Here is a 24,161-nt window from a genome sequence, read left to right as displayed (position 1 = left end):
ACAGTAAGGACACCAGCATGAGCGAGCGCGTACTCGACCGGGTGATGGAACTGGCCGACCAGTTCAAGGAGCAGGCCGCCGAAGCCGAGAAGATCGGCAAGCTGCCCGACGCAACGGTCAAGAGCATGAAGGCCATCGGCTCCATTCGCCTCCTGCAGCCCAAGAAGCACGGCGGCTACGAGGCGCACCCCCGCGAGTTCGCCGAGACCGTGATGGCCACGGCGGCCCTGGATCCGGCAGCCGGCTGGATCAACGGGGTGGTGGGCGTGCACCCCTATCAGCTCGCCTACGCCGATCCGCGGGTCGGGCAGGAAGTCTGGGCCGACGACATCGACACGTGGATGGCGTCGCCGTACGCGCCGCAAGGCGTGGCCACGCCGGTCGACGGCGGCTACATGTTCACCGGCCGGTGGCAGTTCAGTTCCGGTACCGATGCGTGCGACTGGATCATCCTGGGCGCGATGCTCGGGGATGCCGACGGCAAACCGTTGATGCCACCGCAGATGCTGCACATGATCCTGCCCCGATCGGACTACCAGATCGTCGAGGACTCCTGGGACGTGGTCGGGTTGCGCGGCACCGGTTCCAAAGACGTCATCGTCAAAGACGCGTTCGTTCCGGCGTACCGGACGATGGACGCGACGAAGGTGATGGACGGAACCGCCCAGCGCGAAGCCGGCATGACCGAACCGCTGTACCTGATGCCGTGGTCGACGATGTTCCCGCTCGGCATCTCGGCCGCGACGATCGGCATCGCCGAGGGCGCGCTGGCCGCACACCTGGACTACCAACGCGAGCGGGTGGGCGCTACCGGGACGGCGATCAAAGACGACCCGTACGTCATGTACGCCATCGGCGAGGCCGCCGCCGACATCAACGCCGCGCGCCAGGAGCTGCTGGCCAACGCCGACCGCATCTACGACATGGTCGCCGCGGGCAAGGAGGTCAGCTTCGAGGACCGCGCCGCCGGCCGCCGCACGCAGATACGGGCGGTGTGGCGCGCCGTATCGGCGGTGGACGAGATCTTCGCGCGTTCTGGGGGTAACGCCGCACGCATGGACAAGCCGTTGCAGCGGTACTGGCGAGATGTGCACGTCGGCCAACTGCACGCCATTCACGTCCCCGGCACGGTGTTTCACGCCTCGGCGCTGAGCGCTTTGGGTGTGGACCCGCAGGGTCCGCTGCGGGCGATGATCTGATGAGCGATCTGAAAAGTCTCGGGTACGTCAAAATCCAAGCCGCCGACATCGAACGCTGGCGCCACTTCGCGTTTGGGGTGCTCGGCTTCGCCGAGGGCTCCGGCCCGGACGGCGATGCGCTGTATCTGCGCATGGACGAGCGCGCCGCTCGCATCGTCGTGGTGCCCGGCGACGTCGACAAGATCGTCACCGTCGGTTGGGAAGTCCGTGACCAGGCGGCGCTGACCCGGGTCACGGCGGCTCTCGAGGACGCAGGCGTACCGGTGAAGGAACTATCACCGGCGGAGGCCGACGCCCGCCGCGTCGAGGAGGTGATCGCGTTCGACGACCCGGCCGGCACCTCCACCGAGGTCTTCCACGGCGCCGTACTCGACCACAGCCCTGTGGTGACGCCGTTCGGCGCGCGGTTCGTCACCGGCGACCAGGGACTCGGCCACGTCGTACTACCGGCCCTCGACGTGCCCGGGCTCTTCCAGTTCTACACCGAGGTCCTGGGATTCAAGTCCCGCGGGGCGTATCGGGTGCCCACTCCGCCGGAGTTCGGGCCGCTGCGTGTCCGCTTCCTCGGTATCAACGAACGCCACCACAGCCTGGCGATCTGTCCGGCGATGACGCTGCGCGACCCGGGCCTGATCCACCTGATGGTGGAGGTCGACAGCCTCGATGCGGTCGGACAGGCGCTCGACCGCGTGAACAAGGACGGGTTCCAGTTGTCCTCGACACTGGGCAGACACACCAACGACAAGATGGTGTCGTTCTACGTGCGCGCACCCGGCGACTGGGACATCGAGTTCGGCACGGACGGGATGCGGGTCGACGAAACCTATTACACGGCTGAGGAAATAACCGCCGACAGTTACTGGGGCCACGAGTGGGTGTCCGACCTGCCGGCCGCGATGCGCCCGTGAGCGGCGACCCCACTCCGGTGCCGGCGTCGGATGTCTCGCGGTGGGATGAGGAGGCGGACGTCGTCATAGCCGGGTTCGGTGTGGCCGGCGCGGCCGCCGCGGTGGAAGCGGCTCGTGCCGGCGCCGATGTCCTGGTGCTCGAACGCACCGGCTCGTGGGGCGGCGCGGCATCGATGGCGGGCGGTTTCATCTATCTCGGCGGTGGCACACCGATTCAAAAGGTCTGTGGTTTCGAGGATTCCGCTGCCAATATGGCCGCCTTCCTCAACGTGGCGATGGGGCCCGGTGCCGACGAGAAACGCATCGCCGACTACTGCGACGGCAGCCTCGAGCATTTCGACTGGCTCGTCGGCTGCGGCGTGCGATTCAAACCGGAGTTCTTCGGCGAACCCGGCTGGGAGCCCATGGGTGACCAGGGACTGATGTACAGCGGCGGGGAGAACTCCCATCCCTTCAACACCATCGCCACGCCGGCCCCACGCGGACATGTCCCGCAGATGTCGAACAAGAAGCAGGGCGAGGCCAGCGCCGGCTACATGCTGATGAAACCGCTGGTGGAAACGGCCGAAGCGGCGGGGGCGCGAGCGATCTACGACGTTCGCGTACAGCGGTTGATCGTCGAGGCCGACGGCCGGGTGGTTGGCGTGTGCGCGCGTCGATACGGCGACCAGATCGCCGTGCGGGCGCGCCGCGGCGTGGTGCTGGCCATGGGCAGTTTCGCCTACAACGAGGCGATGGTCGCGCAGTACGCCCCACGCATCGCCGGGCGCCCCGCCGCCTCGATCGAACAGCATGACGGTCAGGCCATCCGCATGGCGCAGGCACTGGGCGCCGACCTCGCCCACATGGACGCGACCGAGGTCGCGATCTTCATCGATCCGCAGCAGTTGGTCCGCGGAATCCTGGTCAACGTTCGCGGGCAGCGCTACGTCGCCGAGGACACCTACCCCGGCCGGGTCGGTCAACTCACGCTTTACCACCAGGACAACACCGCTTACCTGATCATCGACGGTGATGCCCAGGAAGAGGCGATGGCGTCGCTGTCACCACAACTGATGATGCGTCCGGCCAACTGGGTGTGCGAGACAGTCGCCGAACTCGAGGCCGAGATCGGGCTGCCGCCGGGGGCTCTTCAGGCGACGGTGTCGGCGTACAACGCCGGCGCGGCGGCGGGCGAAGATCTGCTTCTTCGCAAGAAGCCCCAGTGGGTGCGGCCGATCGGCACCCCGGTCGGCGCGATCGACTTGCGCGAGAGCACGGGCGGATTCACGCTGGGCGGGCTGCTGACATCGCTGGGGTCCGAGGTGCTGCACGTTAGCGGCCAACCCATCCCCGGCCTGTTCGCCGCGGGGCGGTGCACCGCGGGCCTTGCGGCCTGGGGCTACGCCAGCGGTATCTCGCTCGGCGACGGCAGTTTCTACGGCCGCCGCGCCGGGCTGAACGCAGCCGACGGGTAGTCCTGCAGGAACTGCCGTGTCCGCCGTTCCTATGGGACAGGATGGGTGGATGAAAGCGGTCAGCTGTGAGCAAGGGAATCTGTCGGTCGTCGACCTGCCGACGCCGGTACCGGCGCGCGGACAACTACTGCTCGAGGTGCGGCGGTGCGGCATCTGCGGATCCGACCTGCACGCCAAAGACCACGCCGGCGAACTGACCGGCGTGATGGACGAGATGGGTTACCGAGACTTCATGCGCCAGGACACCCCCGTCGTGTTCGGCCACGAGTTCTGCGGAGAAGTCCTCGAGCGAGGCCGCGGGACGAGCAGGCAGTTCAGGGTCGGCACACCGGTGGTCTCCTTTCCGTTGCTGCGCGCCTCGGGCGGGGTGCACATGACCGGATTGTCGCCGTTGGCACCCGGTGCCTACGCCGAGCATGTGCTCGCCGAAGGGGCGCTGAGCTTTGTCATCCCGAACGGTCTGAGCCTGGACACCGCGGCGCTCACCGAACCCATGGCGGTCGCCCTGCATGCCGTGCGCCGCAGCGAGATTCGCAAACGCGATGTCGCGATCGTGATCGGATGCGGACCGGTCGGGCTCGCGGTGATCTGCCACCTGAAGGCGCTCGGCGTACACACGATCGTCGCGAGCGACTTCTCGGTGACGCGCCGCGACATGGCGTCCCGATGTGGAGCGGACATCGTGGTAGACCCCGCCGACGAATCTCCATATGCGGTCGCCGGTCAGTCGGGCGCCATCGTCGAGGCTCCCCAGTTGTTCGAGCTCGGCGTCGGCGCGATGGAAAAGCTGCGCCGCCTGCCCGGTTGGTCACATCTGTATCGGATCGCCGACACCATCGGTGCGACGGCGCCCAAGCGTCCGGTGATCTTCGAGTGCGTCGGCGTGCCCGGGATCATCGACGGAATCGTCGGCGCCGCACCCCTGCAGTCGCGCGTCATCGTCGCCGGCGTCTGCATGGGCACCGACCAGCTGCGGCCGGCCATGGCCATCGGCAAAGAGATCGACATGCGCTTCGTGTTCGGTTACACCCCACTGGAATTTCGCGACTCACTGCACATGCTCGCCGACGGCGAGGTCGACGCATCGTCGCTTGTGACCGGCACGGTCGGCCTCGATGGTGTCGCCCGCGCGTTCGAGGTGCTCGGCACCGCCGAAGCTCACGCCAAGGTGCTCATCGACCCGCAGAGCAACGCCGTCTCGCCTTAGCCGTGCCTTAGCCGGGTGATCGCACGCAACGGGTGCGTGCGATCAACCCGATAGAGGCCCGGTCGATGCGTGGACGAAGGCGTTTAGGTGACCGAAAGCAAATCGCCGTATTCGTGTGACAGCCCGCACAGTGGTGTGCTACAAATAGGCATATTCCTAATAGAAATATGTCTGGTAACGCTTTTGTCCGGAGGTGCCCCATGACATCGACTGTCGAAACTCCCAGTGCCGTCCTCGACCGGGTAGCGCTGGTCCTAGACGCATTCGACGGACCGGGCCGGTTGACGTTGGCACAGATCGTGCGCCGCACCGGCCTTCCCCGGTCGTCTGCGCACCGCATGCTCGAACGTCTCGTGCAACTGCGCTGGCTGCGGCGCAACGGCCGCGACTACGAACTGGGCATGCGGCTCGTCGAGTTGGGCTCGCTCGCCGTGCACCAGGATCGGCTGCACCGGGCGGCGGTACCTCTGCTGCACGACCTGCATCGCGCCACCGGTCTCGTCGTCCATCTCGCCGTCCTCGACGGCACGGACGTCGTGTACCTGGAGAAGATCGGTGACCGGATGGCCGCGGCGGTTCCCAGCCGCGTCGGCGCGCGTCACCCCGCCCACTGTTCGGCGGTCGGAAAGGCGATGCTCGCCTACGCCGAAGGCCTCGATTGTGAGGCAGTCGATTTCGGCAGCCGCCGCACCAAGTACTCGATTGGCTCGCCCGCTCAGCTGCGCAGCGAGCTGACCAAGGTGCATACCCACGGCATCGCGTTCGATCGTGAGGAGGCGCTGACCGGATTCGGTTGTGTCGCAGCGCCTATCGGAGGCGAGGGCGAGGCGGTCGCGGCAGTGTCGGTGTGTGGGCCGATGAACCGGATGATGTTCGACCAGCGCCTCGTCGCGCCGGTGCGGATGACCGCCATGGGAATCTGGCGCAACGCCGAGGACGGCCCGCAGTGGGTCGCTCCCACCCTGCAGCAGGTGCGCCCGCTGCGGGGGGGTCCCGCCCTGCGACCGGTTCCGACCCGTGAGCCGACGCTGCAATACGCGTAGACGATGACTCTCGATCCTCAGATCGCCGACGTGATCGAGTCGCTGGATGCCGGCTTCCCTCCGGTGCACACCATGACCGGCGCGCAGGCACGGGCGACGATCCGCTCGCGCTTCGTCGCCCCCACCGAGCCCGAAGCGATTGGAGAAATCCGCGAACTCACCGTCCCCGGTGACGACGCGTCAATTCCAGTCCGGGTCTACCGGCCCAGGTCGGCAGAGCGATTGCCCGTCCTGGTGTACGCGCACGGCGGCGGATTCGTGTTCTGCGACCTCGACAGCCACGACGCGCTGTGCCGGAGTCTCGCGAACCTCGTTCCGGCCGTTGTCGTCTCGGTGGATTACCGGCTGGCGCCCGAGGCTCGGTGGCCGGCCGCGGCAGAGGACATGTACGCCGCGACGCGATGGGTGGCCGACCACGCGGCCGATCTCGGCGGCGACCCGGACCGAATCGCCGTCGGCGGTGACAGCGCCGGCGGCAACCTCGCCGCCGTCACCGCGGTGATGGCACGCGACCGCGGTGGACCGCCCCTGACCGCGCAGCTGATGCTGTACCCGATGATCGCAGCGAATTTCGACACCGAGTCGTATCGGTTGTACGGCAAGGGTTTCTACAACCCCCGCTCGGCACTGCAGTGGTACTGGGACCAGTATGTCCCCTCCCCCGCCGACCGCGCCCATCCGTATGCCTCACCGCTGCACGCACGCCTGGACGTGCTGCCGCCGGCGGTGGTGGTGACCGCGGGCCACGACCCGGTGCGCGACGAGGGCATCGCATATGCCGACGCGTTGGAGACCGCGGGCGTCAAGGTGGTGCGGTGTCCGTTCGACGGCGGGATCCACGGCTTCATGACGATGCCGATGCTCGACATCGCGCACGTGGCACGGCGTTCGGCCGCCGCCGAATTGGCCGCTCTGCTCTGACGTCGCGCGCTCACACCTTCGGGATGTCGCCGTAGCGCTGCTCGGGATCGAGCACGCAGTGGGTGCGGCCGAAGACGGTGACCATGCACTTGTTGTTGTGGTTGCAGCGGCTACGGGCCGTCGGATCGGTGATCATCGTGTTGACCAGGTCCGGCTCGCGCAGCAGCGCCCGCCCCATGGCGATGAAGTCGAATCCCTCGCGCAGACCCGTCTCGATATGGTCGCGGTTGGTGATACCGCCTAGCAGGATCAGCTTGGTATTGCGGACTACGGGCACGAATTGCCTTGCCGCATCGAGCATGTACAGATTCCGGTACGGGTAGCTGCCCATGATCCGCTTGCCCGCCAACCGGACACCGGGGCGCAGCGCCGGCGGCATCACCTCGGCGAACTCCTTGACCGGCACATCGCCGCGGAAGAGGTACATCGGCTTGTAAACCGATGACCCCTGGGTGAGCTCGATGGCGTCCAACGTGGCATCGGCGTCGAGCAGCTGCGCGGTCCGCAGAGCCTCGTCGATCCAGATGCTGCCGGGCAGCCCGTCGTCCATATCCAGTTTGGCGATGACCGCAATCCGGTCGCCCACGACTTCCCGGACGCGCGCCGCGATTTCCCGGACGAGCCGGGACCGGTTGTCGATCGAACCGCCGTAGCCGTCCTTTCGACGGTTGATGCGTGCGCTCAGGAAGGAGCTCGGCAGGTAGAGATGGCCGAAGTGCAGTTCCACGGCGTCGAAGTCGGCGTCGACCGCCACCTGGGCGGCCACGGCGAATTGTTCGATGACGGCTCGGATCTCGTCGCGGGCGATCTCGCGGCAGTAGGCAAACGATGTCGGGTTGACGAACCGGCTGGGCGCGACCGGTGTGGCACCGGTGAGCTTCTTGGGTGCGACGATCCCGGCGTGGCCGAGTTGGGCGGAGACGGCAGCGCCGGCGCCGTGCACGGCGTCGGTGAGCCTGCGGAGCCCGGGCAACGCCGCCTTGCTCATCACGATCTGGCCCGGTGCGCTGGCGCCCTCGCGGGACACGCAGCAGTAGGCGACCGTCGTCATCCCGACACCGCCCTTGGCGAAGGCGACATGGAAGTCGATCAGGTCGTCGGTGACCAGCCCGTCGGGCGACCGACCTTCCGACGTGGCGGCCTTGATCACCCGGTTGCGCAGCCGCACCGGGCCGAGCCGGGCAGGCTCGAACGGATCCGACATCGTCTCAACGCTCATCCGACCACGGTCCTCCCGGGTGTGGCTGCGGTCAACGGTGCCCTCCCGATGGCCGGGAGTGTCGTGCCGGTCGTCGCCGCGACGGCCGTACGCTCGGACGATGGCCGACGGTGAGGTGTTCGTCATCGACCGGGTCACCACCCGGCCGGGGTGTGCCAGGCGATTCGTCGATGCCTATCTCGCCGAGTACGCACCGGGCGCACGCGAGCGCGGGATGACTCTTCGCGATGTGCTCGTCAGCCCGCCGGTCTGGTTCGACGACCAGCCCAACGTGGTGACCGTGACATGGGTGCTGCGCTCACCGCAAGCCTGGTGGGAGATGACGTGGCAGGCCAGACCAGATGCCACGCTCGGGCAGTGGTGGGAGGGCATCGCCGAACTCGTCGTGGAGCGCTCACGCAGCGTCGCGGCGGCGGCCACCGACGTGGACGGACTCTGCGATGTTTAACGTCATCCGCTTGATCGACGTCGCCGAGGGGGCCCAGCGGGGCCGCCTGCTCGAGGACCTGCGGGCTACGGCGGCCGACAGCTGCGCTGTGCGTTCGCTGGTGCAACCCACGCTACCCGGTGTGCGCAACGGTGGAGACATCCTGATGCACCTGCGGTTCGACACTGCTGACCAATGGTGCTCGGCAGCAACCGCTTTCGATTCGCTGCTGGACGCTCCAGAGGTCACCCGCATCAACGGTGCCGCATACGCCGGCGGACCCGTCAGCGCCAGAGACATTCCCGCCACCGTTTACCGGACACTGCTGCTTCGGGTGCAGCCCGACACCGCCGACGCGACCGTCGCGCGGTTCGAGGACGATTTACGCCTACTCCCCCGCTACGTCACCTCGATCGCGACATGGCAGCTGAGCCCTGTCGACTCGGCGGTGGGCACCTCGGCATGGACCCATGTGTTCGAGCAGGAGTTCCGCGATCTCGACGGTTTGACCGGGCCGTATCTGATGCATCCGATTCACTGGGCGTACGTGGACCGCTGGTTCGACCCGGAATGCCCCGAGGTCATCGTCCGCGACCGCGTGTGCCACAGCTTCTGCGCCAACGGGTGATTTCGGTGCGCTAACCGTCGCTGCGCGATCAGTAGCGCACCGAAACCGCTAAAGGCCGGCGGGTTTGATGTTCGGGTTGGCGGTCGCCGGCGGCTCCAGCGGCGGTAACTCGGTGGCGCCGTCGAGGCTGTGCACGGTCAAACCCTGTGACCATGGATAGTGCAGGCTGAACGCCACCAGCCCGGTCCGCTCCTGCGCCGGCAGGTGACACATCGCCAGCACGGTCTCGGCCAAGTACTCCACCGGCTCGGTCGGGAAGGTGTCCGGAATGAGTTGCGACGCGCCGGGCGTCCGGATCGCGCTGGAGGGACCGACACAGTTCACCGCGATGTTCGCGTCGAGCAACTCCGCGGCGACCCCCTGGGTGAAACGATGGAGCGCGGCCTTGCAGGACGCGTAGACCACGTCACCGGACGTCTTGTTGTATTCGCGGTACGGCCGCACGGGTGCGACACCGGTGACCGAGCCGATGTTGACGATCCAGCCCGCCCCCCGTTGGCGCATGTGCGGCACGGCCGCCTTGGTCAGCACGAACGGGGTCCGCAGATAGTGCTCGACCGTGCGGTCGAACGTGTCTAGGCTCATCTCTTCGACACAGGCGTAATCGGCGAAACCGGCGTTGTTGACCAGGATGTCGAGACCCCCGGTGCGCTCTATGACCTCGTCGACCAGCCGGCAGCGCTGGTCGGCATCGTCGAGGTCGGCCGCGATGCCGATGGCCTTACCACCGGACTGCTCGATCAGATCGATCGTCTCGGCGATCGTGCCCGGCAACGCTGTGGCCGCGCCCCCTCGGACCGACGCCGACGGCTCAAACGACCTCGCGGTGACGACCACGGTGGCTCCTTCAGCCGAGAGGCGTTGCGCCACAGCACGCCCGATACCGCGGCTGCTTCCGGTGACCAGTGCCGTCTTACCGTCGAGAACCCCGCTCATCGGATCACGAAGTGTTCTTCGATCGGCGCGCGATGCTGATGCCATATGTCGACCAGCCGATACGGGGTGGCGACCACGACGCGACCCGAGCGGGAGCGGTAGTAGGTGTGCGCGTTCGGCGTGTGACACCACACCGTCCGCGACATCGCATCGTCGATCTGCGCGACGTACTCGTCGTAGGCCTCCCGCGTCACCTCCATCGTGGTCGCGTCACGCAACGCCATGAGTTGCAGGGACTCGATGATGTAGTGCGCCATCACTTCCATCGAGAAGTTCGCGCCCGCACCGTGGCCGGGGCTGTAGTTCGGCGCGGAGTTGATGAACAGGTTCGGGAATCCTGGCACCGTTCCGCCGCGGTACGCACGTGGGCTGTCGCCCCACTCGTCGCGCAGTGCCGCACCGTCGCGGCCCCGGATGTCGAGGGTCGACAGGAAGTCCAGGTGATAACCGGTGGCGTAGACGATCACGTCGAGATCGATCTGCCTGCCGTCCTGCGTGACAATTCCGTTGGCGTTCACCGCCGCCGGTTCGCTGGCCTCCACGTCGACATGCTCGCGGGTCAGCGCCGCGTAATAGCCGCCGGGGTCGCGGATGATCCGTTTGCCGTACGGCGCGAAGTCCGGCGTGACCTTCTGCGCCAATTCCGAACCCTCGCCGAATGTCTGGTTGATGTAGTCCAGGCACATCTGCAGCAGCACGTCGTTGGCCTGAGAGATCGACAGGTGATCCTTGGCCCACTCGGGGTCGCGCAAGATGACGGGATAGTTGTTGTCGGCCGTCGCCCAGTAGGACTTCACCCGGTGCCAGTTCGCGTAGTAGGGCAGGTGCCTGCCGAGGTAGCGACGAAATTCCGGCACATCGTCGGAGGGCCGCTTGCGCGGCGCGACCCAGTGCGGTTGACGCTGGAACACGGTCAGGTGCGACACCTCGTCCACGCAGGCGTCGACGATCTGCACAGCGGTGCATCCGGCGCCGATGACGGCCACCCGCTTGCCCGCCAGGCTCAGCGACGGGTCCCACATCGCGGAGTGAATGCTGGTGCCCTCGAACGACTCCCGGCCCGGGACGTCCGGCCAGCGCGGACGGTTGAGGTAGCCGGCGGCGGTGACCACCACCCTGGCGTAGCTGACGTCGCGGTTACCGTCGCGGTCGACCGCGTGAATCTGCCATTGCTTCCGCTCGTCGTCCCACCACAGCGCTTCCACCTCGGTGCCGAACCGGGTGTGCTCGCGCAGTCCGTACTTGTCGGCCAGCCCCACGAGATAGTCCTGGTACTCCGCACCTTGCGGGTAGTAACTCGACCAGTCCGGGTTCACCTCTCGCGACAGCGAGTAGTACGCCGACGGTGTGTCGACGCCGATTCCGGGATACGTCGTGGTCAGCCACGTGCCGCCGACCTCGTCGTTGCGGTCGAAGAGCTGGTAGTTCACCCCCGCGTCCGCGGCCGCCAGCGCGGTGATGATGCCCGCGATACCGGCGCCGATGATGGCCAGCGTGGTGGTTTCCGGAATGGGCACCGTGCGTGGCAGCGTCGGCTGTGAAAGCTGGAAACCGCCCTGTTCGAGCAGCAGCGCGACGAATTCGTCCTCGACGTCGGAGCCGACCGCCACGGGCAGGACGCGGGTGAACAACTCCGGATCCACATCGTCGACTCGAGGGGTGCTCAACGCGGCGATGATCTCCTCGACCAGCGCCGCCATGGTATCGCCGTCGGTGACCCCGGCGCGCTCCGGCGGATCGGGGACGTGGGAGATCTTGGGCCCGAACCGCTCGACCACCGACGGATCGCCCGTCATCTGTGCCAGCACCGCGACCAGCACACCGGGATCGGCCGCGACCAGGTGGCTCCTCAGTTCGTCGCGGTCGACCGGCGCGGTGCGTGGCGTCGGAATGGCTCGAGCGTCAGCAGTCACGCCTCGAGTATCGGCGCGAGACGGCCGGACGGGCACTGCCCTGCCTACTGAGCGGGACACCCGTCACCTCCGCCGCGCGTGCGCGCTTACCGTGGCGCCATGCAACTGGACGCTGTGGTCGGCCAGGCGCGCCGTCACACGCTCGGCGACATCCCCCGCCGGTCAGCCCGCAAGCAGCCCGACAAGACCGCGATCATCGACGGCGACGTGACACTGACGTTCGCCGAGTTCGACGCGCTGGTGGACCGGGCGGCCGCCGCGTTGCGGGACAACGGCTTCCGGCCAGGCGACAGGGTGGCGCTGCTGGCGCACAACTGCTGGCAGTACGCCGCGCTGGCATTCGCCACCGCCCGCGCGGCCGTGGTCCTGGTCCCGATCAACTTCATGCTGACCGCCGAGGAGATCGCCTACATCCTCGGCCACAGCAAGGTCGGCGGGTTCATCGTCGAAGCCGGCTTGACGGCGACCGCCGACGCCGCGATGCGCATCGACGGCGCCGTACGGACCAAGGCAGCGATCATGCCGCCGAACGTGAGCGCCCCCGCGGGCTGGGACGACTTCGCCCGGTGGCTTACCACGACCGCACCCGCCCCCACACCGGCCATCGGCGACGATCAGTTGCTGCGGTTGATGTACACCAGCGGTACCGAGTCGCGGCCAAAGGCGGTGATGCACACCAGTCGCAGCCTGCTGTGGCAGTACGTCAGCACCATCGTCGCCGGTTCGATGGCCCGCGACGACGTCGAGATCCACTCGCTGCCGCTCTACCACTGCGCACAGCTGGACAACTTCCTGATCACCGACATCTATCTCGGTGCGACGAGCATCATCCTGCCCGCACCCGAACCCGAGACGGTGCTGCGCACGATCGCGCGCTACGGGGTGACGAACTACTTCGCGCCGCCGACGGTGTGGATCAGCCTGCTGCGCTGCCCCGTCTTCGACGAGGTGGATCTGTCCAGCCTGCGCAAGGGCTACTACGGTGCGTCGGCGATGCCGACCGAGATCCTCGGCGAAATCCGGGACCGGCTACCCAATCTGAGGTTGTGGAACTTCTACGGCCAGACGGAGATGGCTCCACTGGCATCGGCGCTGGGACCCGACGAGCAGGACGCGCATCCCGGTTCGGCGGGGCGCCCGGTCGTCAACGTGGAAACCACGATCCTGGACGAACACGACACACCCGTCGCGCCGGGCGTGGTGGGTGAGATCGCTCACCGCAGCCCACATCTGATGCTCGGCTACCTCGACGACCCGGACAAGACCGCCGAAGCGTTCCGCGGCGGCTGGTTCCACTCCGGCGATCTCGGCTACTACGACGAGCACGGGCTGCTGCACGTCGTCGACCGCAAGAAGGACATGATCAAGACCGGTGGTGAGAACGTCGCCAGCCGCGAGGTCGAAGAGGTCATGTACCGGCACAGCGGAATCGAAGAAGTCGCGGTGTTCGGGCTCCCGCACCCGACGTGGGTCGAGGCTGTGGTCGCGGCGGTCGTCCCCCGTGCGGGCGTCGGCCTGACCGAGGACGACGTGATCGCCCACTGCCGGGAACACCTTGCCGGGTTCAAGACGCCCAAGACCGTCTTCTTTGTCGACACCCTGCCGAAGAATCCAAGCGGCAAACTACTCAAACGTCACCTCCGCGAACGCTTTATGGCGCAAGCGCCGAGCCGCTGAGGGAAGTCAGCGTGTTCACAGGACGTATCGCGCGGTTCGACGCACCCGGCAAGCCCTTCGAGATCGAAACGGTCAACCTGGCCGACGTGGGACCCGGCGAGATTCTGATCAAGGTCGCCCGGACCAACATCTGCGGCTCCGACCTGCACGCCTGGCACGGCACATTCGCCACCGGTGGGCTGGGCGGACAACTCCCCACCGTGCTGGGCCACGAGATGGTCGGCGCCGTCGAGAAACTCGGCGAGGGTGTTACCGCGGACTCCAACGGTGTCGGCCTGAAGAAGGGCAGCCGGGTGGTGTTTCCGTACTTCTTCTGCTGCCACCGGTGCCGAAACTGCCTGGCGGGCAGGCGCAACGCCTGTCTGCACCTCAAAATGGCGATGCTCGGCCGCGCCGACGAACCGCCGCACTTCGTCGGGGGTTACGGCGATTACTTCCTGCTGCCCGCGGGCGCGGTGGTCTACACCGTACCCGACAACGTCAGCGACGACGTCGCCTCGGGCGCCAATTGCGCGCTGTCCCAGGTGATGTACGGCCTGGAGCGCGTCGACCAGCAACTCGGCGAGACGGTCGTCGTCCAGGGCGCCGGCGCGCTGGGCCTGTATGCCGTTGCGGTCGCCAAGGCGCGCGGCGCCGCCCGCGTGATCGCGATCGACGGGGTGCCCGAACGACTCGAGTTGGCAACGGCTTTCGGTGCCGACTCGGTGATCGACATCAACGAGGCCGCGACGGTGAAGGACCGGGTGAAGCTGATCCGCGGGCTGACCGACGGCCATGGCGCCGACGTGGTGGTGGAGGTCGTCGGGGCCCCGGCGGCCATCGACGAGGGCCTCAAGATGTTGGGCCAGTTCGGCCGCTACGCCGAAATCGGCAACATCAACATCGGCAAGACCTTCGAGTTCGACCCGTCGCGCTTCGTCTTCGCCAACAAGACGATGGTCGGCGTATCGCTGTACGAGCCGTCGGTGCTGTCGCGGGCGCTGAACTTCCTCGAACAGCACCGGGACACCTTGCCGCTGCACCGACTGGCCGCGGCGCAGTATCCGCTGGAGAGCATCAACGAGGCCTTCGCCGCCGCCGAGGGCAAACGCGATGTCCGCGCCAGCATCGTCCCGGCATGACTTGGTGATTACGTGGATAACCGGGCGGCCTTAGAGTGGGGCATGGTCGATCGCGTGATGCCGCACAAAGATCTGCGCCCGCATGCGCTCGCGCTGGCCGAACAGATGATCGCGAATTTATGACGCCTCCCCGGCTGGTGCCCCCGGCGACCGTGGACGCCGCGTCCACAACGGCGCTGCGGGCCGAGGTACGCCGATTCCTCGCCGAGCAACGTGCCGCGGGGGCGTTCACCCCCTCGGTCGACGCCTGGCTGACCGGCTGGGAGGAGGATTTCACCAAAGCGCTTGCACAGCAGGGCTATCTGGGTATGACGGTGCCCACCGAGTACGGCGGCCACGGCCGGTCGTTCGTCGAACGATTCCTGGTCACCGAGGAACTTCTGGCGGCGGGCGCTCCCGTCGCGGCGCACTGGATCGCCGACCGTCAGATCGTGCCGTCGCTGCTCAAGTACGGGACGGAACTGCAGAAGCGGGAGTTCCTGCCGCGGATCGTTCGCGGCGAATGTTTCTTCGGAATCGGCATGAGCGAACCCGACTCCGGTTCCGACCTGGCCAGCGTGCGCACCAGGGCGACGCGCGCCGACGGTGGCTGGTCGTTGTCCGGCACGAAAGTGTGGACCTCCGGGGCGCACCTGTCTCATGCGTTCATCGCGCTGGCCCGCACCTCACCGGCGGATCCGCAGAACCGGCACGCCGGGCTGAGCCAGTTCATCGTCGATCTGCGCGGCGACGGGGTCGACATCCGCCCCATCATCTCGATGAACGGCGCGCACCACTTCAACGAGGTGATCCTCGACGACGCTTTCGTACCGGACACCATGGTGTTCGGTGAGATCGGGTCGGGCTGGGCTCAGGTCACCTCGGAGCTGGCGTTCGAGCGCAGCGGTCCCGAACGGTTCCTGTCCACGTTCGTGCTGCTGTCCGCGTGCAGCGAAAGCATGGCTGCACAGCGGCTTTCGCGGGATGTCGGCCTCGGCCGGCTGGTGGCCCGGATCACCGGCCTGCATCAGATGTCGACCGCGGTGGCCGGTGCCTTGCAACGCCACGCCCCAGCCGATGTGCCCGCCGCGGTCGTAAAGGTCCTGGGCACCACCACGGAGGGCGACATCGCCGACTTCGCCGACACTCTCGCCGACGGCACCGCTGATCCGGCTGTGGGCCAATTGGTTTCCAACGCAGTGGACCAACGCCCAGGCTTCACGCTGCGCGGGGGCACCAACGAGGTGCTGCGCGGTGTGATCGCCAGAGGGCTGGGCCTGCGATGACGATGTCCGACAGCGCCCCGACGAACGTCGACCCCGCACTGGTCGAGATGATGAACGCGGTGTTCGCCGACCACCGGGCCCACCATCCTGCGACGACGCGCGTCGAACGCGACCCACGATTGTGGCAGCACCTCGACGAGCTCGGACTGGTTCGGCTGACCGGCGCAGAACAGTCCGGCGGCAGCGGCGCGGGCTGGTTCGAGGCGGCCGAACTGCTCGCCGCCGCAGCTCGCCACGCGGTGCGAATTCCGTTGGGGGAACACGACCTGCTCGCATGCTGGCTGCTCGAGGCCAATCAGATGCCGGCCGACACCGCGGTCCGGACAGTGTGCCTGCTCGATGACGACGGCTCCGCGAGCGGTGTTCCGTGGGCCGCCGGCAGCGACCGGATCGTCGTCGTGTGGCGCGACGGCGACAACCACCGCGCCGCAGACGTCGACGTCGCGGCGCTGGAGATCACGCGTGGCGCCAATCTGATCGGGGAACCGAGGGACACCGTCGCTGCCGATGTCACGGGAGTCGACGGCGTACCCGTCGCCGCCGACCTGGTGGCGCGGTTCCGGATGAAGGCCGCGTTGATTCGAGCGATCCAGGTCTGCGCGGTGCTCGACCAGATCGTGGCGCTGTCGATCTACCATGCGGGGGCGCGTGTCCAGTTCGGCCGTTCGTTGTCGCGGTTTCAGGCGGTGCAGCATCAGGTTGCAGACCTGGCGGCGGAGGCAGCGCTGGCGCGCGCGGCGACCGAATCGGCCTTGACGACGGCGGTCGCCAGCGACTGGACGGCGGCGAACCTGCACTTTCGCATCGCCGCGGCCCGCTCTTGCGCGGGTCACGCCGCCTCGGTCGTGGTGCGAAACGCCCACCAGGTGCACGGCGCCATCGGCACCACCCGCGAACACCGGTTGCACGAGTACACGCGCGCCGCACTCGCGTGGCGGTCCGAATTCGGGTCGGTGCGCTACTGGGACGAGCAGGTCACCGACGCTGCCCTGGCCGCGGGCGCGGATGTGTGGAGCCTGATCACCGACTGAGCTGCTGTGCGGACCTCGCGGTGTTCCACTGACCGGGCACTGCGCTGCCATGCGGGCGGCGCCGACGGTTGACTCGCTGCCATGAGCAACGACATCACGCTGTCCGAGGTCCAGGAGTTCATCGCCGCCTTCTGGTACCACTACGACCAGGGTCATTTCACCGAACTCGGGGCGCGGCTCGGCGACGAGATGGAGTACCTGAGCCGATCCGATTCGGGTAACTGCCCGTTCGAGGATCTGCTCGCCGCCGAACTGCACGGCCGTGACGAAACGCTCGCCTGGCTCACCCAGCACCGCAACGAGAATCCCTACCCGCTGCGCCATCACGCGACCAACATCTTCCGCACCGGCACCGACGGGGCCGTCACCACCGCCCGCTTCTACCTGTACGTCAACCAGGTGACCAACAACGTCCCGTTCGACGTGTCCAGCGGGGTGGTCGACGTGGGAATCCGGCGTTCGCAGCACGGTCTGGTCTTCACCTCGATGACCGTGGTCCTCGACGCCGAGGACTCGATTCCGTTCGCCGAGCACGCCGCCAAGACCGCAGCGACGGCCCCGGCCGGGTCGTAACGCGTGGACGCCCGCGCGACTTTCGGCGGCGGTGTCGCGGTCATCACCGGTGCCGGCAACGGGATCGGAGCCGGGCTGGCACGCCACGCCGCCGCTCTCGGTATGACCGTGGTGTTGGTCGACATCGACGCCTCCGCCATCGCGGCGCTCCGCGAGGAACTACCCGGCGCCATCGACCTCGCGTGCGATGTGCGCGACCACGGCGCCCTCGAAAACGTTGCCGCACAGGTCTACTCCGAAGTCGGGCCGGTGCGGCTGCTGGTCAACAATGCAGGGGTCGAGCAGTTCGGCTACCTGTGGGACACCCCCGTCGCCAATTGGGACCGGTTGGTGGCGATCAACGTCAGCGGTGTCTTCTACGGAATCCGGGCGTTCCTGCCGCGCATGATCGCCACGCAGACGCCGTCGTGGGTGTGGAACCTCTCGTCCATCGGCGGGGTCGTCGCCGTCCCGCTGCAGGCGCCGTACATCATGAGCAAGCATGCCGTGCTGGCGCTGACCGAGTGCCTCCGTCTGGAGGTCGAGCTGGCGGGGCACGCCGATCGGATCCACGTGCAGGCGGTGCTGCCGGGCACGGTCAAGTCCAACATCTTCGAGGCAGCGCTGGGCGTCGACGACGGCGACGTTGCGGCCGCCGAGACACAGCGCACCGCGATGCTCGACATCAAGGCCCAGGCGATGAATCCGCTCGAGGCGGCACAGGTGGTGTTCGACCAGTCGGCCAGCGGAGAGTTCTACCTGCTCACTCAGCCGGACTACGTCGGCAACGCCATGTCCGAGCGGGCCGCGATTCTGGCGGACCGCCGCGCACCCGTGCTGCGCACCAAACCCCGGTTCGACCCCGCACGACATTGATCCGATCCGGCGCAGAAAGGTCGACGTGCAGATCATCGACAACGTGTTCGTAGTGACGGGCGCCGGTAACGGCATGGGTCAGCAGGTGGCGCTTGGCCTTTCGCGTCGCGGCGCACGCGTTGCGGCAGCCGATCTCGACGAGACCGGGCTCACCGCCACCGCCCGGCTCCTGCGCGCCACCGGCGCGCCCGTATCGACACACGTCATCGATATCACTGACACCGCAGCGGTCGTCGCGTTGCCCGACCAGGTGGCGGAAATACACGGCCGGATCGACGGATTGGTCAACATCGCCGGTGTCATCCACCGGTTCGCACCGTTCACCGACCTTGCTGCCCGCGAGACGGACCGCGTGATGGCGGTGAACTTCACCGGCACCGTGAACATGTGCCGCGCCTTCCTGCCGACGCTGTTGACGCGACCCGAGGCGAACCTGACGAACATGTCCAGCCTCTCGGCACTGTTGCCGTTCGCGAGCCAGACCCTCTACAGCGCGAGCAAGGGGGCGGTCAAGCAGTTCAGCGAAGGCCTGTACGGCGAACTGTGTGACACCAACGTCCATGTCGTAACGGTGTTTCCGGGCAATGTCGAGACCAACCTGACCGGCAACTCCGGAGTGGCGATGCTCGACAGCGGTGGCCGGAAGGTGCGTTCCACCACCGCCGAGACCGCCGGCGAGAAGATCGTCGACGGCATCGCAGCTGACCGCTTCCGGGTTCTGGTCGGCGCGGACGCCCTGGCCCTGGACGTTCTGGCGCGTTTTTCGGCCAAGCGAGCCACCCGACTGGTCGCCAAACAGATCAAATCGGTGCTCTGACACCGCGGAAATGAACATGCGACCAAACATCGAATACGACGTCATCGTAGTGGGGTTCGGCGCCGCCGGCGCCGCCGCCGCCATCGAGGCAGCCGACCGCGGAGCACGGGTACTCGTGTTGGACCGCGGATATGGCGGCGGAGCGACGGCGCTGTCGGGCGGAATCATCTACGCCGGCGCGGGAACCGCCGAACAGCGCGCCGGCGGAACGACGACACCGTCGAGGACATGCGGGCCTACCTCAAGCAGGAGATCGGCGACGCCGTCGACGCCCAGACCCTTCAGCGCTTCTGCGAGGAGAGCCCGGACATGATCGAATGGCTCAAGGACCAGGGGGTCCGGTTCCGCGGCGGGCCGGTGTCGTCCTACAAGACGTCGTATCCGACCGACGATTTCTATCTCTACTACTCCGGCAACGAGAAGGCCCATCCGTACTCGCGGCACGCGAGGCCCGTGCCCCGCGGCCATCGAGTGGTGGCACCCGGCATGAGTCCGGGCAAAGCGCTGTTCGAACACCTTTGTCGTTCGGCGAAAGCCAAAGGTGTCAAGTTCATTCCGTTGGCCCGGGTTCACGAACTCATCCGCGATGACGGCGGACGCATCCGCGGCGTCCGATATCGCGCCGTGGCTCCGGACCATCCACACGCGCGCAAACACGCTGTCCTGACCAAGCTCACCGGGAAGATCGGCACCTGGCTGCCCGGCCTGGTCAAGGGCGCCGTGGACCGCGCCGAAGAACTGTGGGCCGATGCCGCGAGCGACGGTGAAGCGTACGCGGGCGCAGTGATCCTGGCGGCCGGCGGTTTCATCCACAACCGCGAGTGGATGACTGAACACGCACCGGATTTCATGAAGATCTCCCCGCTGGGCACGCCAGGTGACGACGGCACGGGCATCGCCCTCGGAGTCGAGGCCGGCGGGAGGACTGACAAGATGGGCAACATCACGGCGTGGCGGTTCCTGTCTCCCCCGAGCGGATTCCTCGAAGGCCTCACCGTCGGCCGCGACGGCCGGCGCATCGCCAACGAAGACCTCTACGGTGCCACGCACGGTGACGTGATGATGCGCGAATTCGGCGGTACGGGCTGGGCGATCTACGACGCCCGGACCTGGCGGAAGGTCAAGGACCAGATCAGGGAGCAGACACAGCTTGCGGGCCGCAATGCGATCGGCATCTGCTCCAACAGCTATGTCAGCGGGTCGTCGATCGCGGACTGCATCTTCGGCGGCCGACGCGCCGGTGCGCACGCGGCCGCCTCGATGCAGTCGCTGTCAGGCCGGCAAGACACTCGAGATCAACCATGACGCAATACCGTTTGGACCCGGATGCCGCCGCGCGGGTTGCGGCGCTCGGGGACATCGCCCCGATGCGTGCACGGGGCCTGGCCGAAGTTCGCCGGGCGATAGAGTCGGCGCCCCACCCCGACGACATGCCGGAGATGGTCGAGGTCGAAGACCGGGTCGCTGCCGGCCCCGGCGGAGATGTCCCGCTCCGTATCTACCGCGCGACGGGCGCCGACGACGCTCCCGTCCTGGTCTATTTCCACGGTGGCGGAATGGTTCTGGGGTCGAACCATTCCTTCGAACCGCTCGCTCGAATGTTGGCGGCGGTCAGCGAGACCACGGTCGTGTCGGTCGACTATCGGCTCGCGCCCGAGGCACCGCCGCCGGCACAGTTCGACGACGCATATGCCGCCACGACCTACGTCGCCGCCAACGCCGGATCCCTTCGGATCGACGCCCATCGCTTGGCGGTCATCGGTGACAGCGCCGGTGGCGCGCTCGCGGCCGCGGTCGCGCTGGCCGCCCGTGACCGGGGCGGTCCATCGATCTGCTGTCAGGCGCTGCTGTATCCGGGTCTGGACCGCGACATGACGTGTGAGTCGATTCAGAGCATGCCGGACGCTCCGCTGCTGCGTCGCGCGGACATCGACTTCATGCACGAACTCGCCGACCGAGGGGTGACCGCACCACCGGATGAGTATCGGTTCCCCGCAATGGCGACCGACCTGGCCGGCCTGCCGCAAGCCATTGTCGTCACCGCTGCCTACGATCCGATCCGGGACTGGGGCGAGCGTTACGCAGCCCGGCTTCGGGACGCGGACGTTCAGACCACACTCACCCGCTATCCCGGTGTCTACCACGGCTTCCTGATGCGCTCCGATACCACCGCACGCGGCCGGTTGGCGATCGCCGAGATCGGGGCACTATTGCGGGCGAAGTTCGCTGCCCCTCCTCGACGTCACGAAGGAGCAACATGAATTGTCCTCCCGATGACCGGTCATCGGCCCATCACGGCTGCGGCGGGGCGGTCAGAATCCCAGGTAACACGACCGTGTGAACCGAGGAGGAGACGATGACGCTGACGGACGATCGGCGCATGGAGCTGTCCGATGTGCTCCGGCCCGCCGCACCGCCGAGGGAGGTCGACGACGTCTACACCGACGATCAGCGGGAACGTCTCCTCGACGTGGTGCGCACGCAGGGGCCGTGGAAGCTGATCATCGCGCAGCACTTCGCATCTGCCGACGAGTTGATGGCGACCATGAGCGGTGCGTTCCCGGAGGGATTCGAGCCGTCACTCGACCTGTTCCTCACCCCGACCTTCCGGGGTTACCTGGCCAATTACGGCACGGTGCTCTATCCGGAGTTGCACGACTGCTTCTACAACCAGCGGTTCGTCGAGTACGCCAAGAGCTACTGGAGCGCCGAGTACGCCAAGCCCGAGATGATGCTGTTCAACATCAACGGCCCGTGCGCCAACCGCGATCCCGGCCACCTAGACTCACCCAGCTTCCGCGGGGTGCGCCATGAGAACGCGCCGACCTGGCTGACGAGCGTGATGGGCAAGTCGGGACTGTTCCGCGACTACCTGATCAAGATGGCCCAGGTCATAGCGTGGTTCTCGCTGGACGAATCGAGTGGCTTCACCTACTGGCCCGACGGCCCGTTGAAACCGCCCCGGCGACTGGTGCCCCCGGTGTACAACCGCGGCGTCATCGTGCAGAACGAGATGATGGTGCACCGCGGCGAAGCCAACGGCCCAGTCGAGCATCAGACACCCGCCGGCCTCGCGTTCGACACGGTCTTCACGGGTGATCCGGCCGACCGCGATTGCTGGGTGCTGAAGAACGGCGACGACGTGATCGCCCGCCACCGCACCGACGAGTTGCGGTTCCTGGTGCACTGGTCGGCCGAGGTGTTCGCCGACTTCGACGAGCTCAGGAAGAACATGGACGGCAGCGACGATCTCACGATTGACAAGGCCATCGACATGCTCGTCGACGACGCCGGAAAGAAGGGCGTCAAGCTCGATGTGCCCGGCGAACCCCTGCACGACCCTCAGTTCATTGGTGCGCTGAACGCGGTGTACGACCTCGGCGGGCCTGCGGAATATCCCGAGGAAGCTCCGATTTCGGCTTTCCAGCTGACCTGATCTGCGGTTTCGGTGCGCTAGCAGTCGCTCAGCGATTGTTAGCGCACCGAAATCACATGTCTTCGTCGACGATCCGCAGCGACCCGCTGCGCGCGGCGTCCTCTATCGAGTCACGAAGCTCTGAACAGACCAGGAAGGGCCGATCGGCCTGTCGAATCGCGTCGAATTCCCGGCGCTGAAGACAGCGCGCGGCAGACTCGCCGTCCCACTGCACGCTGGTTTGTTCCCAAGAACTCTTGCGCACCAGAACGCTTGCGGCGCAGCGTCGGCACGTCACCGACACCATCGGCGCATCGGCGAGCCGGTTGTCCGGCCGCACCGTCATCCCGCGCTCGTGACCGAGGATCGCTGGGCGATGTTGCCCTCGACGACCTTCATCCATTCCTCCCGCGGCCGGGTGGTGTCGATCTCGTACTCGAAGCGGTCCACCATATCGGGTTCGATGTCGGCGACGTCTACATAGAACTGCTCATACCAACGTCGCAGTTGATAGACGGGCCCGTCTTCCTCGCAGAGCAGCGGGTTGTCGATGCGCGCCTTGTTCTTCCAGATCGCGACGTCCTGTTCGAAACCCATCTTCACGAAGTCGCCCAGGCCGATCGCCGTCTGCATCGCGACGTCCTCCGGCAACGCCGCGGACTTCTTGACGATGATCCCGTACTGCAGCACGAACGAGTTCTGGTCGATCGGGTAGTGACAGTTGATCAACACCGTCTGGTGATCGACGTCGGTGTAGTGGTACGTCAGGTCGTCGATCATGAACGACGGCCCGAAATACGATGCCACCGAGGTGGTTCCGAGCATCTGCGTCGGACCGGGCTCACCGAGGTCGGGTCGGCCGGCGCTGTTCATGTACTGGGTGGCGACATGTCCTTCGAAGATGTTCTTGAAATTCGTGGGCAGCGAGCCGTGGATGTAGAAGAAGTGCGCCATGTCGACGACGTTGTCGATGATCTCGCGGCAGTTGGTGTTGACGACGGTCGTGTACCAGTGCCAATCGGTCCACTCGTCGCTCGTCGCGCCCTCGATGCGGGGAATGGTGACCTCCAGTGGCGGCGGGTTGCCCTCCGGGTCGTTCCAGACGAACAACATGCCGTCCTGCTCCAGGGTTGTCCAAGCCGCGGTGCGGGCCAGGCGGGGCACGCGTTTGCTGTACGGCACCTTCTTGCACCGGCCGTCGCCGCCCCAGCGCCAGTCGTGGAACGGGCACGCGATCTCGTCGCCCTTCACCTCGCCCTGGCTCAGGTCGCCGCCCATGTGCCGGCAGTAGCCGTCCAGAACGTTGATCCGGCCGTCGCCGCCGCGGAACACCACCAGCTTCTTGCCGAACGCGAAGACCTGGTGCGGTTTCCCGTCGCCGAACTCTCTGATCAGGCCCAAACAGTGCCAGCCTCGGGCGAACCGCGACGGCGCGGCGTCGGCCTCGATCTGGCGGACCTCGATGTCGGTGTCCAACGTCATACCGCTGTTCTAGCAGGAGTTCCGGACCGGGCTCACGACTTGTTCCGCTCATCAGGACGGCGGTTCC

The 24,161-nt window shown here is 67.0% G+C and carries 24 protein-coding genes; 19 read left to right on the top strand and 5 right to left on the bottom strand.

What is annotated here, in order from left to right; genetic code table 11:
• Positions 1-17 precede the first annotated feature (17 nt).
• The 6 genes from QGN32_RS22910 to lipP1 all read left to right on the top strand — a co-directional run bounded on the left by QGN32_RS22910 (position 18) and on the right by lipP1 (position 6,735).
• Positions 18-1,199 carry an acyl-CoA dehydrogenase family protein gene (locus tag QGN32_RS22910; RefSeq protein ID WP_326546448.1) on the top strand — a complete coding sequence of 394 codons (1,182 nt, stop codon included), beginning with the start codon at positions 18-20 and terminating at the stop codon, positions 1,197-1,199.
• Positions 1,199-2,107 carry a biphenyl-2,3-diol 1,2-dioxygenase gene (gene bphC, locus QGN32_RS22905; protein WP_326546447.1) on the top strand — a complete coding sequence of 303 codons (909 nt, stop codon included), beginning with the start codon at positions 1,199-1,201 and terminating at the stop codon, positions 2,105-2,107. Before QGN32_RS22910 ends, bphC begins: the two co-directional genes overlap by 1 nt.
• The gene (locus QGN32_RS22900) at positions 2,104-3,564 is read left to right on the top strand and encodes an FAD-dependent oxidoreductase (protein ID WP_326546446.1); all 1,461 of its coding nucleotides are present in this window, start codon (positions 2,104-2,106) and stop codon (positions 3,562-3,564) included. Before bphC ends, QGN32_RS22900 begins: the two co-directional genes overlap by 4 nt.
• Positions 3,565-3,613: 49 nt before the next feature.
• Positions 3,614-4,771, top strand: coding sequence for a zinc-binding dehydrogenase (locus QGN32_RS22895; RefSeq protein WP_326546445.1), 1,158 nt, complete (start codon positions 3,614-3,616; stop codon positions 4,769-4,771).
• Positions 4,772-4,971: 200 nt separating this feature from the next.
• Complete coding sequence (locus QGN32_RS22890) at positions 4,972-5,814, top strand: IclR family transcriptional regulator (protein WP_326546444.1); 843 nt, start codon at positions 4,972-4,974, stop codon at positions 5,812-5,814.
• Positions 5,815-5,817: 3 nt separating this feature from the next.
• A complete protein-coding gene (gene lipP1, locus QGN32_RS22885) occupies positions 5,818-6,735 on the top strand; it encodes a LipP1 family hormone-sensitive lipase (protein ID WP_326546443.1) in 918 nt (305 codons plus the stop codon).
• A gap of 10 nt (positions 6,736-6,745) precedes the next feature.
• On the opposite strand, the gene QGN32_RS22880 is transcribed toward lipP1, so the two are convergent.
• A complete protein-coding gene (locus QGN32_RS22880) occupies positions 6,746-7,954 on the bottom strand; it encodes an NADH:flavin oxidoreductase (RefSeq protein ID WP_442791755.1) in 1,209 nt (402 codons plus the stop codon).
• A 100-nt stretch (positions 7,955-8,054) separates the two neighbouring features.
• Here QGN32_RS22880 and QGN32_RS22875 point away from each other — a divergent pair, with 100 nt between their 5' ends.
• Both QGN32_RS22875 and QGN32_RS22870 read left to right on the top strand, forming a co-directional pair.
• Positions 8,055-8,402 carry a hypothetical protein gene (locus tag QGN32_RS22875; RefSeq protein ID WP_326546442.1) on the top strand — a complete coding sequence of 116 codons (348 nt, stop codon included), beginning with the start codon at positions 8,055-8,057 and terminating at the stop codon, positions 8,400-8,402.
• Positions 8,395-9,009: a Dabb family protein gene (locus tag QGN32_RS22870; RefSeq protein WP_326546441.1), complete on the top strand. Its 615-nt coding sequence runs from the start codon at positions 8,395-8,397 to the stop codon at positions 9,007-9,009. Before QGN32_RS22875 ends, QGN32_RS22870 begins: the two co-directional genes overlap by 8 nt.
• 48 nt (positions 9,010-9,057) lie before the next feature.
• Here QGN32_RS22870 and QGN32_RS22865 read toward each other — a convergent pair whose 3' ends face one another.
• The gene (locus tag QGN32_RS22865) at positions 9,058-9,945 is read right to left on the bottom strand and encodes an SDR family NAD(P)-dependent oxidoreductase (RefSeq protein WP_326546440.1); all 888 of its coding nucleotides are present in this window, start codon (positions 9,943-9,945) and stop codon (positions 9,058-9,060) included.
• Positions 9,942-11,741, bottom strand: a complete 1,800-nt coding sequence (locus tag QGN32_RS22860) for a flavin-containing monooxygenase (RefSeq protein WP_326549218.1) — start codon at positions 11,739-11,741, stop codon at positions 9,942-9,944. The genes QGN32_RS22865 and QGN32_RS22860 overlap by 4 nt, the downstream gene beginning before the upstream one ends.
• Positions 11,742-11,957: 216 nt before the next feature.
• Between QGN32_RS22860 and QGN32_RS22855 the strand changes: the two genes are divergently transcribed.
• The 11 genes from QGN32_RS22855 to QGN32_RS22810 all read left to right on the top strand — a co-directional run bounded on the left by QGN32_RS22855 (position 11,958) and on the right by QGN32_RS22810 (position 22,633).
• Positions 11,958-13,535 carry an acyl-CoA synthetase gene (locus tag QGN32_RS22855; protein ID WP_326546439.1) on the top strand — a complete coding sequence of 526 codons (1,578 nt, stop codon included), beginning with the start codon at positions 11,958-11,960 and terminating at the stop codon, positions 13,533-13,535.
• 11 nt (positions 13,536-13,546) lie between these two features.
• Positions 13,547-14,656, top strand: coding sequence for a zinc-binding dehydrogenase (locus tag QGN32_RS22850; RefSeq protein WP_326546438.1), 1,110 nt, complete (start codon positions 13,547-13,549; stop codon positions 14,654-14,656).
• A 119-nt stretch (positions 14,657-14,775) separates the two neighbouring features.
• Positions 14,776-15,921, top strand: a complete 1,146-nt coding sequence (locus tag QGN32_RS22845; protein WP_326546437.1) for an acyl-CoA dehydrogenase family protein — start codon at positions 14,776-14,778, stop codon at positions 15,919-15,921.
• Entirely contained in the window at positions 15,918-16,952 is a 1,035-nt protein-coding gene (locus QGN32_RS22840; RefSeq protein ID WP_442791754.1) for an acyl-CoA dehydrogenase family protein, read from the top strand. The genes QGN32_RS22845 and QGN32_RS22840 overlap by 4 nt, the downstream gene beginning before the upstream one ends.
• Positions 16,953-17,033: 81 nt before the next feature.
• Positions 17,034-17,525: a nuclear transport factor 2 family protein gene (locus QGN32_RS22835; protein WP_326546436.1), complete on the top strand. Its 492-nt coding sequence runs from the start codon at positions 17,034-17,036 to the stop codon at positions 17,523-17,525.
• A 3-nt stretch (positions 17,526-17,528) separates the two neighbouring features.
• Positions 17,529-18,380, top strand: coding sequence for an SDR family oxidoreductase (locus QGN32_RS22830; protein WP_326546435.1), 852 nt, complete (start codon positions 17,529-17,531; stop codon positions 18,378-18,380).
• Between the two features lie 25 nt (positions 18,381-18,405).
• On the top strand, positions 18,406-19,197 hold the full coding sequence (locus QGN32_RS22825) for an SDR family NAD(P)-dependent oxidoreductase (RefSeq protein WP_326546434.1): 792 nt from the start codon (positions 18,406-18,408) through the stop codon (positions 19,195-19,197).
• Between the two features lie 10 nt (positions 19,198-19,207).
• Complete coding sequence (locus QGN32_RS24345) at positions 19,208-19,510, top strand: FAD-dependent oxidoreductase (RefSeq protein ID WP_442791753.1); 303 nt, start codon at positions 19,208-19,210, stop codon at positions 19,508-19,510.
• Complete coding sequence (locus QGN32_RS22820) at positions 19,426-20,502, top strand: FAD-binding protein (protein ID WP_442791752.1); 1,077 nt, start codon at positions 19,426-19,428, stop codon at positions 20,500-20,502. Before QGN32_RS24345 ends, QGN32_RS22820 begins: the two co-directional genes overlap by 85 nt.
• Entirely contained in the window at positions 20,499-21,458 is a 960-nt protein-coding gene (locus QGN32_RS22815; protein ID WP_326546433.1) for an alpha/beta hydrolase, read from the top strand. The genes QGN32_RS22820 and QGN32_RS22815 overlap by 4 nt, the downstream gene beginning before the upstream one ends.
• Before the next feature lie 95 nt (positions 21,459-21,553).
• Entirely contained in the window at positions 21,554-22,633 is a 1,080-nt protein-coding gene (locus QGN32_RS22810; protein ID WP_326546432.1) for a hypothetical protein, read from the top strand.
• Between the two features lie 52 nt (positions 22,634-22,685).
• Here the strand turns inward: QGN32_RS22810 and QGN32_RS22805 are convergent, their stop codons facing one another.
• A complete protein-coding gene (locus QGN32_RS22805) occupies positions 22,686-22,958 on the bottom strand; it encodes a ferredoxin (protein WP_326546431.1) in 273 nt (90 codons plus the stop codon).
• Positions 22,955-24,094 carry a 3-ketosteroid-9-alpha-monooxygenase, oxygenase component gene (locus QGN32_RS22800; protein WP_326546430.1) on the bottom strand — a complete coding sequence of 380 codons (1,140 nt, stop codon included), beginning with the start codon at positions 24,092-24,094 and terminating at the stop codon, positions 22,955-22,957. The genes QGN32_RS22805 and QGN32_RS22800 overlap by 4 nt, the downstream gene beginning before the upstream one ends.
• Between the last annotated feature and the right edge of the window lie 67 nt (positions 24,095-24,161).

This window comes from Mycolicibacterium sp. ND9-15, assembly GCF_035918395.1.
Taxonomy (GTDB): Bacteria; Actinomycetota; Actinomycetes; order Mycobacteriales; family Mycobacteriaceae; genus Mycobacterium.
Note: the sequence above shows the minus strand (reverse complement) of the source record. Positions and strands in the feature narration are given on the sequence as shown.